Genomic DNA, 16821 nt, shown 5'->3' with positions numbered 1-16821 from the left:
TCACCGCCGATCACGGAATCCCATTGATGGACATCGACAGTCTCAACAGCGAGCTGGCGGACGCCTCGCCCCGCAAGATCATCAAAACCGCACTGGAGCGGTTCGACAGTATCGCGATCTCCTTCAGCGGCGCCGAGGACGTGGCCCTGATCGCCATGGCCCACAGCCTCAGGAAACCCTTCAGCGTTTTCACCCTTGATACAGGGCGCCTGCATCCGGAGACCTACCGGTTCGTGGAAAGAGTCCGGCAGGAATACGATCTCGACCTGGAGATCCTGTTCCCGGACGCCCGGGCCGTCCAGGACCTGGTTAATGCCAAGGGCCTGTTCAGCTTCTATGAGGATGGTCACGAGGAGTGCTGTGGTATCCGCAAGGTCGAGCCGCTGCGGCGCAAGCTGTCGGGTCTCGATGCCTGGATCACCGGGCAGCGCAAGGACCAGAGCCCCGACACCCGCAATGATGTGCCCGTGGTTCAGCAGGATACGTCTTTCGAGGGGCGCAATGGGCCGCTGGTGAAGTTCAACCCCATGGCCAACTGGTCATCCAAGGACGTCTGGGACTACATCCGCACCATGGAGGTTCCCTACAACGAGCTGCACGACCGCGGTTTTGTCAGCGTCGGTTGCGAACCCTGCACACGCCCCATCCTGCCCGGCCAGCATGAGCGGGAAGGTCGCTGGTGGTGGGAAGAGGCCACCAAGAAGGAATGCGGCCTGCACGCCGGCAACATGATCGCCAGCTCCAGCGCTGAGTGACCGCACTCAGTAGCTGGGCAGCACTACATCCTCAAAGAGTTCATCCAGCTCCACCTGGGATGTCCTCTGGGCAGCGGCCTCAATAAGATCCCGGCTCAGGTGTGGCGCGAACCGCTGGATGAAATCAACCATGTAGGCACGCAGGAAGGTGCCCTTGCGGAAAGCGATACGGGTGATGCTCGGCTCGAACAGGTGCTGGGCATCCAGTGCCACCAGGTCCGTGTCCACCTCCGGGTCGTGAGCCATGTGGGCCACAATCCCCACGCCCAGCCCAAGGCGCACATAGGTCTTGATCACGTCCGCATCCGAAGCGGTGAATACCACCTTCGGCGTCAGGCCCTCACTCTCAAAGGCCTGATCCAGCCGTGACCGGCCGGTAAACCCCTGCACGTAGGTCACCAGCGGGTACTTTGCCAGCTCCTCCAGTGTCAGGGTCTTCAGTTCCGCCAGTGGATGGTCCTTCGGCACCACGGCGCAGCGGTTCCAGCGATAACCCGGCATCATGATCAGGTCATGGAACTGGTCCAGGGCCTCGGTGCAGATCGCGAAGTCCACCACCCCGTTCGCCGCCATCTCGGAGATCTGCCAGGGCGTGCCCTGGTTCATGTGCAGCGTCACTTCCGGGTATTCAGCCATGAACTCGCGGATCAGCTTCGGGAGCGCATAGCGGGCCTGGGTGTGGGTTGTCGCGATCCGCAGCTCACCCCGGTTCTGGTCACTGAACTCCTGGGCAATACGCTTGATACCATCGGCACGGCGCAGGATCTCGCCCGCCTCGCGGATGATGCTCTCACCCGCGGGCGTAATCCGGGTCAGGTGCTTGCCCGAGCGGGCAAAGATCTCGACCCCGAGTTCATCCTCCAGCATCCGGATCTGCTTGGAGATCCCGGGCTGCGAGGTGAACAGCTCGGCAGCCGTGGCGGAAACGTTCAGGTCATGGTGGGCCACTTCCCAGATATAGCGCAGTTGCTGCAGCTTCATGCCCGGCGACTCCAATGCTTTTACGTTGATCTAAAAATATAGCGTATTATTCCATTTTTTTCGCAGCCTGTCCCGACCCCCGAATCACGAAGCATCTTGAACGTGCAACCTCCAGACCCGACAATGCGACACTGAGCACAGGAACGGGATCAGGGACTTGCCGATGTTACTGGCCACAAAATTCATGCGCCCGGCGGCGGACCCCCGTGCCATCGCCCGCCCCCGTCTCCTGGAACGGCTGCAGCCCGATGCGGCACGGCGCATAACCACCATCACTGCCCCGGCCGGGTACGGCAAGACCACACTGGTGAATCAGTGGTGCACGACCCACGACGGCACCGTGGCCTGGCTCTCCCTCGACGAACAGGACGACGAGCCGCGCCGTTTCTGGTCTTATGCCATCGGCGCCCTGGAAAACACTCTTCTGGGGCACCAGGAGGGCATCCACCGTTATCTGGACACCCCCGGCGGGGAGCATATTGAAGGTGCCCTGACCGCCTTCATCAACACGCTTATCGACCAGTCAGTCGAGCACGCCAACCTGATACTGGACGACTACCACCTGATCCAGGATCCCGACATCCAGCGCCAGATCACGTTCCTTGTGGACCACGCCCCACCGGCTCTGCACCTGGTGCTGCTGTCGCGCACGGAACCGGCCCTGCCGCTGTCCCGGTGGCGGGTCAAGGGCTGGATGGAGGGCCTCCACGCCAGTGACCTGGCCTTTTCCGAATCCGAATGCAGTGCCTTCTTCAACGATTACATGGGCCTGGCACTGGACGACGAGAACGTCCGCGCCATATGGCAGCGGACCGAGGGTTGGGCGGCCGCCATGCAGCTGACGGCCCTGTCCGGCAAGAGCATGAACTCCGGCAATCTGTCGCGGGCCGTACTCAGCGAGGGCGATCACAGCCGCCAGATCAGCGATTACATACTGACCGAAATACTGGATCAGCAGAGGCCCGATGTGCGCGATTTTCTGCTGCGCACCAGCATCTGTCGGCGGCTCAGTGCGGATCTGTGCAACAGTATTCTGGAACGCGACGACAGCCAGGCGGTTCTGGAGCAGCTGGTCCATGCCAACCTGTTCATCATCCCTCTCGACACCCGCGACCAGTGGTTCCGCTATCACGACCTCTTCCGGGAAGCCCTGGCGCAGCGTTTCAGCCAGACCCAACCGGAAGCCTACCGCGAACTCCAGACCCGGGCCATCCGCTGGCTGCTGGATGAGGACTATCTGCAAGAGGCGATCGTGCAGCTGCTCCAGCTGGAGGACTGGGGCTGGCTGGAACAGGTGTTGGAACAGTACGGCAACAACCTGATCCATACCGGCTTCCATGAGCTGGTCCACAAGTGGCTGCAGTACCTGCCAGATGAACGGACCACGAGTAATCCGCGCCTGATGATGCTCCAGATTTGGGCGCTCTTTTTCCTGAACCGCCTCAACAACATCGAGCCCCTGCTGGAGCAGTTGGAAGACGCTCTGGATATCCGCGTGGCCAATTCCGACGACAATGCCGACGTGGCCCTGGCGCTGCACAACGAAATCGCCCTGATCCGCTCCTACATGGCGCGCACCCGCAGCGACCACTCCAGCGCCCGGCATCTGACCCAGCAGGTCCTGAAGGACATCGACCACACCAATATCCCTCTCAAGTCCGTGACCTACTACGGCATCGGGCTTGACTGCTACGCCAACGGGGACCTGGCCAGTGCCACCCATGCGCTGGAATCCGCCGTAGAGCACGGGCGCCGGGAAAAGAAACATGCCACCACCCTTTCCAGCGGCGGCCTTCTGGCGTGGATCCTGTTCTACCAGGGCGAGATGGATCGGGCACTCGACGTGGGCACCAGCGTGCGGGAATGGGTGAACTCCCATCACACGGATCCGCAACAGCCGCGCCTGGTTTCCTGCTGGCAGAACAGCGCCATGGTCCAGATCCATCGGGAGAAGAACGACCTGACCTTGGCGGATACGCACATGACACCACTGCTGCCCCACCTGGATACGGGCAGCGAACCCGGCCAGCACGTGGTGATCCAGTACACCCGGGCGCACCTCGCCTTTTCCCGCGGCCAGTATCAGGACGCAATGGAATACCTCGAGGACGCAGAGCGGGTCCAGAACCAGAAACGCGATGCCATCCTGTTCGAACCCCCGTGCCTGGAGGCCCTGCATATACGCTGCCACCTGGCGCTGGGCGATCGCACCGGCGCACAGGCTTGGCGGGAACGGCTCGAGAACCATAATTACCGCAACCCCATCAACCGCGAACAGGCCCGGATCGGGCTGGCGCGGCTGTTGCTTGCGGATGGTCAGGCGGAGGAGGCGATCAATATCCTGGCGCCCCTGCGGCTCTCCACCGAGAAAGGCCGCCACATCAAGCACCTGATTGAGCTTCTGGCGGTCTACGCCGTCTGCCTGGAACAGCTGGACCGCGGTGAGCAGGCCGCCGTGATGCTGCGCCGTGCCCTTGAGTTGGCCTCCCGGGAACGTTTCCTGCGGCTCTTTGTCGAGGAAGGGCCCGCGCTCGCTGCCCTGTACCGGCGCATTGATCACCATGGACTGCCGCTGGCCTTTCTGCGCGAACTTGACCCCCTGATGGAAGCGGAATCCGCCACAGGCACAACAGACCCCAAACCGGCCACTGGCGGCTCCGATGAACTCCTGGAGCCGCTGAGCCAGCGCGAGATCGAAGTGCTGACACTGATCCATGCCGGTCATGCCAATAAGGAAATTGCACAGCGCATGTCCGTGGCACAGACCACCGTCAAAGCCCATATCCGCAACCTGTACGGCAAACTGGGTGCCAGCAGCCGGACCGGTGCTCTGGCCCGTGCCCGGGAACTGGGGTTGGTCGACTAGGCAACGGCCAGAAACGTGACTCAGTTCACATTTCAGGCACCTTACGCCCTATTACACCCTCTTTTACGCCCTTTGGACGATCCCTCTACGCCCCCTTACGCCCTAAATTGGGCACCGTGAGACGAGTCAACAGGAATTCGATTTCAGGCCTTTCGGATTTCTCCTCACAAAACTCCTTGTTCAGCCACCAGCGGTTTCCGTTGGTGGCTTTTTTCTGACCATTTAACCTGTCAACCATTGATTTCCTGTAGCAGGCTGTCATCATCGCGCGCTTCACTTTATATGGTCGTGAGGCTCCCATGACTCAATCCGAACAGCCCCCGGGCACTTCGCCTATCGATCACCGACGGCTCGGCGATCCAGTGGTTCTCGGTCTCAGCGCCGGGTTCATTGTTCTCTTCATACTGTTCTCCCTGTACGACATCGGCCTTGTCTCCGACAGCATCGGGCAATGGTTTACCGCGACTGCAGCGGGCCTGGGCTCTTATTTCCAGTTGCTGCTGCTGGCAACCTTCTTTATCGCCCTGGGCGTTGCGATTTCACCCGCGGCCGGAGCGCTTGTGGGGAACCGTACCACGCCGGAAATCAGCACCTTCCGCTGGCTTTCCATGATCATGTGCACCCTGCTGGCCGGCGGCGGCGTCTTCTTTGCCGCCGGCGAGCCGGTCTATCACTTCGTGGTCACACCCCCGGCCTTCACCACCGAGCCAGGGACCGCCGAGGCCGTAGCCGGCGCACTTGCCCAGTCGTTCATGCACTGGGGGTTTCTGGCCTGGGCCATTCTCGGTTCACTGACCGCAATCATCCTGGCGCACAACCACTATGACCTCGGGCACCCTCTGCGGCCCCGCACCCTGCTCTATCCGGTATTCGGCCAGCGCATCATGGGTGGCTGGATCGGCGGCGTGGTGGACGCCTGCTGTGTGGTAGCCGTGGTCGCCGGCACCGTTGGTCCTATCGGCTTCCTGGCCACCCAGGTCAGCTATGGTTTGGAGGTGCTGTTCGGCATCCAGGACCGTTACTCCACCCAGCTGATGATTGTCATCGCCCTGGGGGCAATCTATGTAACTTCGGCGGTAACCGGCATCCACAAGGGCATCCAGCTTCTGAGCCGATTCAACGTGATCCTGGCACTCGCCATCGCGGCGGTCATCTTTGTCTTCGGGCCCACGCTGTTCCTCACCAACGCCTACACACAGGGCTTCGGTGAATACATCTCCTCGTTCTTCCGCATGGGCACAATGACCTCCGAGACCGCCCCCGCATGGTGGATGAAATGGTGGACGGTGTTCTTCTTCGCCTGGTTCATCGGCTATGGGCCGCTGATGGCGATCTTCGTCGCGCGCATTTCCCGTGGCCGCACCATCCGCGAGATGATCCTGGCAGTGGCCGTCATGGCGCCGGTCGCCACCACCGTCTGGTTCACCCTGCTGGGCGGCTCAGGGATCTTCTACCAGATGCAGGATGTAATCGAGCTGGCCGAGCCGCTGCAGAACTTCCAGTTCGATGTGGCCACCCTCACCGTGGCCCAGGCGCTGCCGGGCGGTATGCTGATGGCACTGGCGATCCTGCTGCTGACCACGATCTTTGTGGCGACCACCGGGGATTCCATGAGCTACGCGATCTCGGTCGTGGGCACAGGCCATGATGAACCGAACCGCGCGGTACGCGTCTTCTGGGGTGTTGCCATGGCACTGATGGCGGCGATTCTGCTGTACATGGGCGAAGGCCAGATCAGCGCTCTGCAACAGTTCATCGTGATCACCGCGATTCCGGTATCACTCATCCTGTTACCGTCACTCTGGACCGGGCCCAAGGCAGCCTATGCCATGGCGCGGCAGCAGGGTCTGATCAGCTACGAGCCGCACCCGGCCCGCCAGGAGGACTGAGGGTACGGCTCAGGCGGCAATCACTCGGCGGAACGGCGGCAGCGCATCCAGCAGCATGCTGCCGTAACGCCTGGAGATGATGCGGCGATCCAGAATGGTGACCCGGCCGGTGTCGGACTCACTGCGCAGCAACCGCCCGGCGGCCTGCACAAGCCTTATCGAGGCGTCGGGCACGCTGATCTCCATAAAGGGGTTGCCGCCCCTTTCCTCAATCCATTCGGCCAGGCTGGCCTCAATGGGATCATCCGGCACCGAGAACGGCAGGCGCGTGATCACAACGTGCTCCAGGTAGGTCCCGGGTAGATCAATCCCCTCCGCGAAACTGGCCACCCCGAACAGGATCGAGGTCTGCCCGCTGTCCACACGCTGACGATGACGATCGAGCACTTCGGCGCGGGTATGGTCATCCTGGGTGGTTACACAATCCCGCCACGCCTCCGGCAGCATGTCGCGTACCCGCTGCATGTCCCGGCGTGCCGTGAACAGCACCAGTGCTGCGGTGTCGCCTTCCAGAACACCGGGCAGCCGATCCACCAGCCGCTCCGCATAGCTGGCCGGATCCCCGGGCTCCATGCTTGAGGCCGGCACCTCCACAGTGGCGTTTTCCTGGTAACGGAAGTTCGAGGGGATCACCAGGCAACGGCTGTCCGCCGGCAGTCCGGCACGCATGCTGAGCCGATCAAAGCGACCCAGGGCGGTGAGGGTGGCGGAGGTCAGGATGGCGCCGAAACACCGGCTCCAGAGCCGGCTGAACAGGACGTTATCCGCCAATACCGGGCTGCTGTAGAGGGTGATGTCGCCGTTGTCGCCACCACGGCGGTTGAGCCACCGCGCCGGTGCGGGTGTGCGGGTGCTGTCCTCGCCCTCCTCGGCTTCCGGCACCGCCTCGGACCAGGCCTGCCAGAGCCGCAGCTGATCCTCGGCTCGAGCGTGGAACTGGCCCACGACCGGGTACCACGCTTCAGCGGTCTCCCGGTCAATATCGCCTTCCCGGCGCTCGTCCATGCCTTCGTCGAGAAAGTCGGCCAGCTGGTCCAGGCGTCGCGTCAGCTGCGCCTGATGCTGTTGCAGGGCCGTCACCCGGGTGCTCAGCTCGTCCGGCAGCCGTGCCCCCGGAAAACGGTACTGGCCGGTACCTCCGTCCTCGCCGCCCTCCCACGGGGTGTTCTCTTCCAGCCACTCATGGAGTTCCGACAGCATCGGGTCAATTTCTCGCGCCAGATCCGTCAGTTTCTGGACCGTCCTGCCAGCCTCGGCATCGGCCGGCAGATGCGGCAGCAGCTGGGCCAGGGCCTGGCTCAGGCTGCGCAGCCACTGGCGAGTGCCCTCCAACCCCAGGGAAGCGGCGAAGTGGTTCAGGGCCTTGTCCGGCAAGTGATGGGCCTCGTCCATCACGTAGATGGTGTCCTCGGGCTTGGGCAGTATGGCGCCACCGCCCAGAGCCAGATCCGCCAGCACCAGGTCATGGTTGGCCACGATCACGTCCGCGTGCTCCAGCTCCGCGCGCGCCGAGAAAAACGGGCAGCTGTCGAAGTAACTGCAGCGCCGGTTGGTGCACTGGCGGTGATCGGTGGTGACGCCCTGCCAGATGTCATCGGGAATGTGGTCCGGCCAGTGGTCGCGGTCGCCGTCCCATTCCCTTGCGGCATAGCTGGAGAAGAGCTTTTCGTGGAAGGCGCGGGTTTCCGCCGGTTCCCCAGGCTCCTCCTGGAGCATGAACAGCGGAATGGTGTCGCTGTCCTGGTTGCCGTGACCGTGCAGGCGCTGTTCCACCTTTGACAGGCACAGGTAACGCCCCCGCCCCTTGGCCAGGGACCAGCTCACATCCAGCCCCGAGTGGGCTTTCAGGTCCGGCAGGTCCTTGTTCACGATCTGGTCCTGGAGTGCCACCGTGGCGGTGGAAACCACCAGCTGCTTGCCAAGCTGCCGCGCCACCGGGATGGCTGCCAGCAGATAGGCCAGGGTCTTGCCCGTGCCGGTTCCCGCTTCCAGGACACAGGCCTTGTGGGCGGACGTGCGCTGGCCGTCGTGCTCCGTGATCTCTCCGAGGTAGCGGGCAATCTCGGCGATCATCAGGCGCTGGCCGTAGCGCGCTCGCAGGTCCTTGCCAGCCAGAACGGCCCGATAGGCTGCCTGGATCTCAGCCTTGGTATCCTCGTTGAGCATGCGCTCCTGTCCAAAGGTAGGGTAAGGGACCGCTCATGATAGCGGGCGGCTCCCGGAGCGTACAGGCTCAGCTCGCGATCACGTGCAGCTCGGCACCCTTGCGATTGTGCTGACGCAGACGGCGGATGCAGCTTTCAAGGGTGCGCGAGATCTTGGCATGGGTGCGGATCTGGGAGATCAGCGGCCAGGTGGCCCGTTCCCCTTCCAGCATCATCTCCCGCACGAATTCCGGCGAGGGGTTCGACATCATGCGCCGGAAGTGGCGCAGCCGGTAGCGCGGCGCCAGGGTTACGTCTCCCTGGTACTGCTGCGCCATAATGGTGTAGATCTGGCCACAGGCCTGGCGGGCCAGCTCGGGGCGCATGCGCCGCCTCAACACATCGAACAGCCCCTTGCCGTGGAACTGCATCTCCGCCCGCAGCAGTGACAGTGGCAGGCTGGCGAGACTCTCCCGGGGCTGCCCGTGATCCCGGCGCAGGAACGGCACCACATGGGGGTTGGTCTGGCTGACCAGGGTGAAATTCACATCGTAGAGGTGCATCAGGCGCTCACGCGGCAGGTCACTGACCACGGAGCCGTCCACAAAGCGCAGGCGCGGCATGTAGGGCACCGTGGCGCCCTGATGGTCCTTCTTCTGGAGCTGAACCGGCGGGAACACCCCGGGCACGGCGGAGGAGGCGAGCGCTGCGCTCCAGACCAGCATATAGGGTGAAGTATAGCCACTGAGCAGGCGCGCCCCATGCTGGCCCTGGTCCGAGGAGACGCTGATATTGGTGGAACGGCCGGTGTGCTGGAATGCCTCCTCAAAGGTGAACTCGCCGATATTCTCGCGCAGACACTGTTCCAGAACGCTCTGGTCCATGAACCCGGCCCCGCGCAGGCCGTTGATCACCCCCTTCCAGCGCCAGGCCTTGAGATTGTGGCGCTCCGGCTCCAGCAGCTGGTCAAGCTCATCATCCGGCGTGGTGCCCACCATGGCCGCCATCACAGCCCCGGCACTGGAACCGGAGATTACCTGGGGCAGCAGGTCCCGCTCCCAGAGGGTGCGGATCACGCCAAGGTGGAACAGGCCGAGCGTGGCACCGCCGCTGAGCAGCAGCGCCGGGCGGCCATAGCTCAACAGGGTATCCTTGAAGAACCCCAGCTTTTCGCTTTCAGGCAGCTCCTGCATGGGCGTGTCACACAGCAGGTTGATGGACTCGCACACCTGATTCACGTATTCCTCAATCAGGTGCTTGGTGCCCACATAGCTGTTGTGATAGAGCGCGGGATTCGAGATATTGCCGAGATCGTGGTGCAGGCCTTCACGGATGGCGCGCTTGAGCCGTGCGTAGTCGCCGGTCTGGTGGTAGTGGCGCAGCTCCCGCAGGCGGTCGTGGATGAGGTTGTAGTTGTAGAACTCGGAGGCGAATTCCTCCTTCCACTCCACATTGCCTTCCAGGTAATCCAGCTCCAGCGCCGCCGCCTTCCACTGTTCATAGGTGCGGGCCTGGGCGAGCAGTGTGCGGTAATGCGCGATCCTGCGGTTCATAATGGACTCCACTGACCACTACCCGGTTGCAACTGACCTGAGTATAGCCCCCGATCAGAAATCCTCGAGCATCAGATCCTCATCATCGTTGGCAAAGGGATCACTTTCCACTTTGCCATCATTGACCTGGTACTCACGGCGCTGCAGGTAGATATTGCGTATGAACGTATAACGGTCACCCGTAATCTGCTCCTCGTAGCCCAGCAGCGAGGCCCTGAGATCCACCCCGTAGAGCGCGTAAAGGAAATAGAGTTCGGGAGTGTCCACTTCATCCATGAGATCCGGGACAGCGTAGTCCACCCCTCTGCCCGCCGTACCACGGACCGTTGAGGGGCCAAAGAACGGCAGCATCAGGAAGGGGCCACTGTCAGCCCCCCAGTAGCCGAAGGTCTGGCCGAAGTCTTCTTCCTTTTCCGGCAGTTCCATATAACTGGCTACGTCTACCAGTCCCAGGAGCCCGAAAGTGGTGTTGAAGATGAAGCGGCCGGTGCTGATCAGCGCATCCTCGCCCTTGCCCTGGAGCAGGCTGTTGAGGATGTTGCCCGGCTCGCTCAGGTTACTGAAGAAATTGCTGACCCCATCATTCACGGGCTCCGGCGTAACACGGTTGTAACCACGCGCCACGGGCCTGAGCACATTGCGGTCCAGCACGTCATTGAAGGTGAAAATGCTGCGGTTGAACGACTCCCAGGGGTCGCGGTCGTCAAAGGCGGTACTGTCCGCAACCTCCTGTGGGTCCGCATCGCCGGGCAGTGCATTGCCCGAGCCGTCTTCGGGCTGCTGTGCACTGGCACCCGCGGTCATTGCCAGGGTGAGACTGAGCGCGAGCAGGGTACGTTGCATCATCAATCTGGGAACCTATCTGCAGGGGGATTGAAATCATCTTTTGCGGCCCTAGAATCAACGCCATCCATGAAACAGGAGCCATCATGTCCAAGAACACACCCGAGGGCCGTCTGGTCCATGAGGAAACCTTTCCTGTCCGCTGGGGCGACCAGGATGCCTATGGTCATGTGAACAATACGGTTTATTTCCGGTTTTTTGAAGAGGCGCGGATCCGGTGGTTCGACAGCCTCACACTGACAGCGGACGGCCAGGGCGAGGGGCCTGTGATTGTAACCACCGCGGCGACCTTCCATCAGGAGCTGATCCACCCTGCCACAATCCGGATTGAAGTGCGCACCGGCAGGGCCGGCAACAGCAGCCTGGAGAACATCTACCGGGTTCTGGACGCTGATGACGGTACGCTCTATGCCTCAGGCAGCGCCAAGGTGGTTTGGATCGACCATGACACGGGCCGCCCCACCCCCCTGCCCGACCAACTGCGGGCGCTGGACGTGGAAAGCGGCCAGTAGGGCCGCTTCAGCGCTTGCGGACGACGACGTTGCCGATGGAATAGCCGGCCCCGAAGGAACAGATGATGGCGTAATCGCCACTGTTCAGGTCGGACTGGTACTGGTCGAAGGCGATGATGGAGCCCGCGGAGCTGGTGTTGGCGTATTCGTCCAGAATCACTGGCGCCTCGCCCGGCTCCGCGTCACGCCCCAGCACCCGCTTCGCGATCAGCTCATTCATATTAAGATTTGCCTGGTGCAGCCACATGCGCCGCAGCTGGTCGGTACCGAGGCCAAGGGCCTCCAGATGTTCCCCGATCAGCTCCGCCACCAGCGGAGAGACTTCCTTGAACACCTTGCGGCCTTCCTGAACGAACAGCTTGTCCGGCTGCCCGATGCCGGATTCATCCGCACGGTTCAGGAACCCGAAGTTGTTGCGGATGTTGTTGGAGAAACGCGTCTTGAGCCGTGTACCCAGTACATCAAAGCCACGCCCGGCCGGAACATCATCTGGGTGCTGGACGATGATGGCCGTGCAGGCGTCGCCGAAAATGAAGTGGCTGTCCCGATCGCAGAAATTCAGGTGGGCACTGCAGATCTCCGGGTTCACAACCAGCACCGTGCGGGCATGCCCGTTGCTGATGGCATCCACGGCATTCTGGATGCCGAAGGTCGCGGAACTGCAGGCCACGTTCATGTCGTAGGCGAAGCCTTCCACGCCCAGCGCATCCTGGACTTCCACCGCCACGGCCGGATAGGGGCGCTCCAGGTTCGAGCAGGCGACAATCACCGCGTCCAGATCCCCTGCCCTGATCCCGGCCCGTTCCAGCGCCTGGTCCGTGGCCTTCACTGACATCTCACACTGGATGCCATAGTCCGAATTCGGGCGCTGTGGAATCGAGGGCTTCATGCGCTCTGGGTCAAGAATGCCCTCCTTGTCCATCACGTGCCGGCGCTTTATGCCTGACGCCTTCTCGATAAAACCGGAAGAGGAAGGCTGCAGGGCCTCGAGTTCACCCCGTTCAATGGCCGCCGCGTTACGCACGTTGTAGAGTTCCACGTACGCATTGAACGCCTCAACAAGCTCGTCGTTGTCAATGACGCTGGGCGGCGAGAAGAGACCGGTGGCGCTGATTACTGCTGTCGACACGGTATGGCTCCGGTTGTTGTTGATTACGGAAAATAGTAACACATCGAACCGGGGTGTCAGGTGTATGGGTTTACCGGCGGACCTGCTGCCACTGGCGCTCCAGGCGCTGGGGCGAGACTGTGACAGCGGTTCCCAGCTGCTGTGCGAAATACGAAACACGGTATTCCTCCAGCATCCACCGGTAGGTGATCAGCGCCTCGTCCTCAATGCCCTGCACGGCCAGTGCCTCACGGCGTTCCACATAGCGCTCCCAGAAGGGCTGGAACTCAGAGAGGAACGCCCGTTCCCGGCCTGCCTCTCGGGGCATCTTGTCAAGCCGGATCAGCGCCGCGTCCATATAGCGTGGGAAATGCCTAAGCCACTCTGGGGGCGTTGCCGCCATGAACCCTGGGTAAATCAGCTGGTTCATCTGGAACTTGAGGTCCGCCATGCTCTGGGCAACGTTCAGCGGAATCTTCCCCTTCAGCCCCTTCATCACCCGGTGATAGCGCTCCATGATCTGCAGCAGGAGCTGGCTGTTGGCCTCCAGCGCCGGAATGAACTCACTGCGACCGTTCTCCACTCGTGCCTCCAGGTCCCGTTCACGCCGCGGCAGTGCCTGGTCCGCGAGAAAATGGGACTGAGCGGTTGCAATGAGCAGGTCGTCCAACAGCTCGGTCTTGCGCCCGACAGGGGCGAACAGCAACGAGGCCTCATGAAAACCGGGCAGCCTGCGGTCCAGGTCCCGCAGGGTATTACCAAGGCGGTTCACCAGGATGCGCGCAATGCCCCGACGATTCAGGTACCAGGCATGGACCGGGTCCAGCACCTGCGTCTGACGTACCCCCTGACCCTCATCTTCCAGAACCGGATAGACACGAACCTGCATGCCACCCTGCTCGGTCTCGACACTCTCCGGCAGGTCGCCGCCCGGCCAGTCGGAGACAACCGTCTCAACTTCGGATTCCTCCGGGGCCTCCTGCATGGCACTTTCCAGCGCCTGATGAGCCTCATCCTCGTGGCGTGCGATCAGCCCCTCCACATCCCGCCCCTGATCCAGGATGTTGCCCTTGCCATCAATCACCTGCACGTTCATGCGCAGATGGTCAGGCAGGTGATCCGGGTCCCAGGCATCCTCGGGGATCCGCACGCCGGTCATGCGCTGGAGCTGTTCCCCCAGTCTACGGGGCAGTGGTTCATTGCAGGGGGTGAGATTGGCGAGGGCGGCGTCCACGAAGTCCGGCACCGGCACAAAGTTGCGGCGCAGTGACTTGGGAAGGCTTTTCACCAGCGCAATGGCGCGATCGCGCAGCAGCCCCGGCACCAGCCACCCCAGCCGCTCCACCGGCAGCTGCTTGAGCGCCATTATCGGCACCCGGATGCTCACGCCGTCCTCGGCCGTACCCGGTTCGAAATGATAGCGCAGTTCAAAGGTGAGGCCGTGCCATTGCAGCGTATCGGGATACAGGCTCTGCGTGTCCGTCCCGGGCTCTTTCTGGAAGACATCGGACTCGGTCAGGTAGAAGCGACTGAGTTGCTCGTCGTCAAGCTGCTTCCACCAGCGCTCAAAACCCTTGCCGCTGACAATGTCGGCGGGCAGGCGCTCATGGTAGAACTGGAAAAGGGTCTCCTCATCCACCAGCAGATCCCGCCGGCGAACCTTGTCCTCCAGCGAAGTGACCTCTTCGATCAACTCCTGATTGGCCAGCACGAAGGGGGCCCTGGTCCTGTACTCGCCTTCCACCAGGGCCCGGCGGATGAAGATCTCCCGAGACAGCTCCGGGTCGATCCGGGCGTACCCCACTCGGCGATTGGCCACGATGGTCAGCCCATAGAGTGTGACCGACTCCATGGCCATGACCTGGGCCCGCTTCTTCTCCCAGTGCGGCTCCGCGTGGTTGCGCCGGACCACGTGTTCGGCGAGTGGTTCGATCCACTCCACCTCGATCCCCGCCACCATGCGCGCAAACACCTGACTGGTCTCCACGATCTCGGCGGCCATGATCCACTTCGGAGGTTTCTTCGCCAGTGCGGAGCCCGGAAAGATCCGGAATTTGCGGTTACGCGTCCCGTGGAACCAGCCCTTCTCCTCCTTCAGCGCCACGTTGCCCAGCAGGCCGGCCAGAAGCGCCCGGTGCACGGAACCGTAGTCCGCCGGACGCTGGTTCACGCGCATTCCCTGCTCCCGGGCCAGCAGCAGGATCTGGCGATGGATGTCACGCCATTCGCGCATGCGCAGGAAGGCCACGAAATGCTTCCGGCACCATTTCTGGAGCTGGTTGCCGGAAAGGGTCTGGCGTTGCTCCTCCCAGGTGTTCCAGAGATTGAGCAGGCTGTTGAAGTCCGAGTGGTTGTCTCGGAACAGCGCGTGGGCCTGATCCGCCTGGGTCTGCTTGTCACCGGGGCGCTCACGCGGATCCTGGATGCTGAGCCCGGCCGCGATCACCGCCACCTCGGCCAGACTGCCCTCCCGCTCAGCCGCCAGCAGCATGCGCGCCAGCCTTGGGTCCACCGGCAGCCGCGCCATGCGTTGCCCCGCCTTCGTGACCCGGCGACTCCGATCCACCGCCCCCAGCTCTTCCAGCAGCTTGTAGCCATCATTGACCAGGCGCTTGTCCGGCGGGTCGATGAAGGGGAAACGCTTGACGTCCCCCAGCCCCATGTTCGTCATCTGGAGGATGACCGAGGCGAGATTGGTACGCCGGATCTCCGGATCCGTGAACTCCGGCCGGTTCAGGAAATCCGTCTCGTCATAGAGCCTGAAACAGATCCCCGGCGCCACACGCCCGCAGCGCCCCTTGCGCTGCTCCGCGCTGGCCTGGGCAATGGGCTCCACCGGCAGCCGCTGCATCTTGGATCGCACACTGTAACGACTCAGCCGGGCCAGCCCGGTATCAATCACGTAATGGATGCCCGGCACCGTCAGCGACGTCTCCGCCACATTGGTCGCCAGCACGATCCGCCGCCCGCCGTGCGGCTGGAAGACCCGGTTCTGCTCCCGGTTCGAGAGGCGTGCATACAACGGCAATACCTCGGTATGCCTGAGATCCGCATGCCGCAGCGCCGTGCTCACCTGCCGGATGTCCCGCTCCCCCGGCAGGAACACCAGGATGTCCCCGGGCCCCTTGCCCTGATCCTTCTCATAGTCCTCGATCTCGTGAACGATCGACTCGATCGCCCCAGGCCACCCCGACTCCGGATCCTCCGCATCCGCCAGCGGCCGATACCGCACCTCCACCGGATACGTCCGCCCGGACACCTCCAGCACCGGCGCATCGTCGAAGTAGGCACTGAACCGGTCCAGCTCGATGGTCGCCGAGGTGATGATCACCTTCAGATCCGGCCGTTTCGGCAGGATCCGCTTGAGCGCCCCCAGCAGGAAATCAATATTCAGGCTGCGCTCATGGGCCTCATCCACGATGATGGTGTCGTAACGGTCCAGGAACCGATCATGGGTCAGCTCATTCAGCAGGATGCCGTCCGTCATCACCTTGACCAGCGAATCCTCACTGGTCTGGTCACTGAACCGCACCTGATACCCCACCGTCTCACCGACCCGGGTCTCCATTTCTTCCGCCAGACGCTGCGCCACCGTGCGCGCCGCAATCCGCCGCGGCTGGGTATGCCCCACCAGCCCACGCCGGCCACGCCCGGCCTCGATCGCCATCTTGGGCAGCTGCGTCGTCTTACCCGAGCCGGTCTCACCGGCAACAATCACCACCTGGTGCTGCTCAAGCAGCTCCCGGATATCCGCCGCTCTCTCGGAAACCGGCAGCGAGTCCGGATAGGAAATGGACGGTACCAGCCCCCGACGTCGCTCCAACGCTTCCCGCCCTTCCTTCAGAAGGCCTTCAATACGCTCACGGGTCTTGCCATCCGGCTGCCCACGGCCCATCAGCCGCAGAATACGCGCAGCTTCCCACTGCCGGCAGTCAGCCAGGGACTGTTTGATCTGTTCTCGCCAATCGTTCTTCTGGTCAGTCAATGAAAGATGCGCTCCGGAATGCAGAGGAGATTAAGGTGGAGTGAGGTGGGGACTGTTTAGCGGGAAGCTCTGGAGCCATGGATGGCGGAAGAGCAGCGTACAGGGATGTATTCACAGCGTTTCCCGATAAACAGTCCCCACCTCACTCCATCCTGCAACCCGTTATCGGGCATGTTGTTGAGACT

General features: G+C 62.6%; 10 protein-coding genes. 4 read left to right on the top strand and 6 right to left on the bottom strand.

All coding sequences use genetic code 11. The features are described from left to right. Positions 1-26 precede the first annotated feature (26 nt). Positions 27-755, top strand: a complete 729-nt coding sequence (locus H4I92_RS14485) for a phosphoadenylyl-sulfate reductase (RefSeq protein ID WP_179105723.1) — start codon at positions 27-29, stop codon at positions 753-755. Between the two features lie 6 nt (positions 756-761). Here H4I92_RS14485 and cysB read toward each other — a convergent pair whose 3' ends face one another. Then, positions 762-1736, bottom strand: coding sequence for an HTH-type transcriptional regulator CysB (gene cysB, locus H4I92_RS14480; protein WP_077531250.1), 975 nt, complete (start codon positions 1734-1736; stop codon positions 762-764). 163 nt (positions 1737-1899) lie between these two features. Between cysB and H4I92_RS14475 the strand changes: the two genes are divergently transcribed. Further along, positions 1900-4602, top strand: coding sequence for a winged helix-turn-helix domain-containing protein (locus tag H4I92_RS14475; protein WP_077531249.1), 2703 nt, complete (start codon positions 1900-1902; stop codon positions 4600-4602). 299 nt (positions 4603-4901) lie between these two features. Next, on the top strand, positions 4902-6491 hold the full coding sequence (locus H4I92_RS14470; RefSeq protein WP_077531248.1) for a BCCT family transporter: 1590 nt from the start codon (positions 4902-4904) through the stop codon (positions 6489-6491). 9 nt (positions 6492-6500) lie between these two features. Here the strand turns inward: H4I92_RS14470 and dinG are convergent, their stop codons facing one another. The 3 genes from dinG to H4I92_RS14455 form a co-directional block, all read right to left on the bottom strand. Beyond that, complete coding sequence (dinG, locus tag H4I92_RS14465; RefSeq protein ID WP_077531247.1) at positions 6501-8657, bottom strand: ATP-dependent DNA helicase DinG; 2157 nt, start codon at positions 8655-8657, stop codon at positions 6501-6503. Between the two features lie 67 nt (positions 8658-8724). Beyond that, on the bottom strand, positions 8725-10188 hold the full coding sequence (locus tag H4I92_RS14460; protein ID WP_077531246.1) for a DUF3336 domain-containing protein: 1464 nt from the start codon (positions 10186-10188) through the stop codon (positions 8725-8727). A 54-nt stretch (positions 10189-10242) separates the two neighbouring features. Beyond that, complete coding sequence (locus H4I92_RS14455) at positions 10243-11034, bottom strand: MlaA family lipoprotein (protein ID WP_218668226.1); 792 nt, start codon at positions 11032-11034, stop codon at positions 10243-10245. Between the two features lie 83 nt (positions 11035-11117). On the opposite strand from H4I92_RS14455, the gene H4I92_RS14450 reads away from it, so the two are divergent. Next, positions 11118-11543, top strand: a complete 426-nt coding sequence (locus H4I92_RS14450) for an acyl-CoA thioesterase (RefSeq protein ID WP_077531245.1) — start codon at positions 11118-11120, stop codon at positions 11541-11543. A gap of 7 nt (positions 11544-11550) precedes the next feature. On the opposite strand, the gene H4I92_RS14445 is transcribed toward H4I92_RS14450, so the two are convergent. Both H4I92_RS14445 and hrpA read right to left on the bottom strand, forming a co-directional pair. Then, complete coding sequence (locus H4I92_RS14445) at positions 11551-12672, bottom strand: beta-ketoacyl-ACP synthase III (RefSeq protein WP_077531244.1); 1122 nt, start codon at positions 12670-12672, stop codon at positions 11551-11553. Positions 12673-12742: 70 nt separating this feature from the next. Then, positions 12743-16636 carry an ATP-dependent RNA helicase HrpA gene (hrpA, locus tag H4I92_RS14440; RefSeq protein ID WP_218668225.1) on the bottom strand — a complete coding sequence of 1298 codons (3894 nt, stop codon included), beginning with the start codon at positions 16634-16636 and terminating at the stop codon, positions 12743-12745. Positions 16637-16821 lie beyond the last annotated feature (185 nt).

The sequence above is a fragment of the Vreelandella halophila genome (assembly GCF_019903425.1).
Lineage (GTDB): Bacteria > Pseudomonadota > Gammaproteobacteria > Pseudomonadales > Oleiphilaceae > Halospina > Halospina halophila.
This window is presented reverse-complemented; position numbering and strand designations above follow the sequence as displayed.

Coding starts and splice junctions, on each gene's coding strand:
- H4I92_RS14455 (WP_218668226.1), bottom strand. CDS start 11,034: ATGATGCAACGTACCCTGCTCGCGCTCAGTCTCACCCTGGCAATGACC.
- dinG (WP_077531247.1), bottom strand. CDS start 8,657: ATGCTCAACGAGGATACCAAGGCTGAGATCCAGGCAGCCTATCGGGCC.
- H4I92_RS14485 (WP_179105723.1), top strand. CDS start 27: ATGGACATCGACAGTCTCAACAGCGAGCTGGCGGACGCCTCGCCCCGC.
- cysB (WP_077531250.1), bottom strand. CDS start 1,736: ATGAAGCTGCAGCAACTGCGCTATATCTGGGAAGTGGCCCACCATGAC.
- H4I92_RS14460 (WP_077531246.1), bottom strand. CDS start 10,188: ATGAACCGCAGGATCGCGCATTACCGCACACTGCTCGCCCAGGCCCGC.
- H4I92_RS14470 (WP_077531248.1), top strand. CDS start 4,902: ATGACTCAATCCGAACAGCCCCCGGGCACTTCGCCTATCGATCACCGA.
- H4I92_RS14475 (WP_077531249.1), top strand. CDS start 1,900: ATGTTACTGGCCACAAAATTCATGCGCCCGGCGGCGGACCCCCGTGCC.
- H4I92_RS14450 (WP_077531245.1), top strand. CDS start 11,118: ATGTCCAAGAACACACCCGAGGGCCGTCTGGTCCATGAGGAAACCTTT.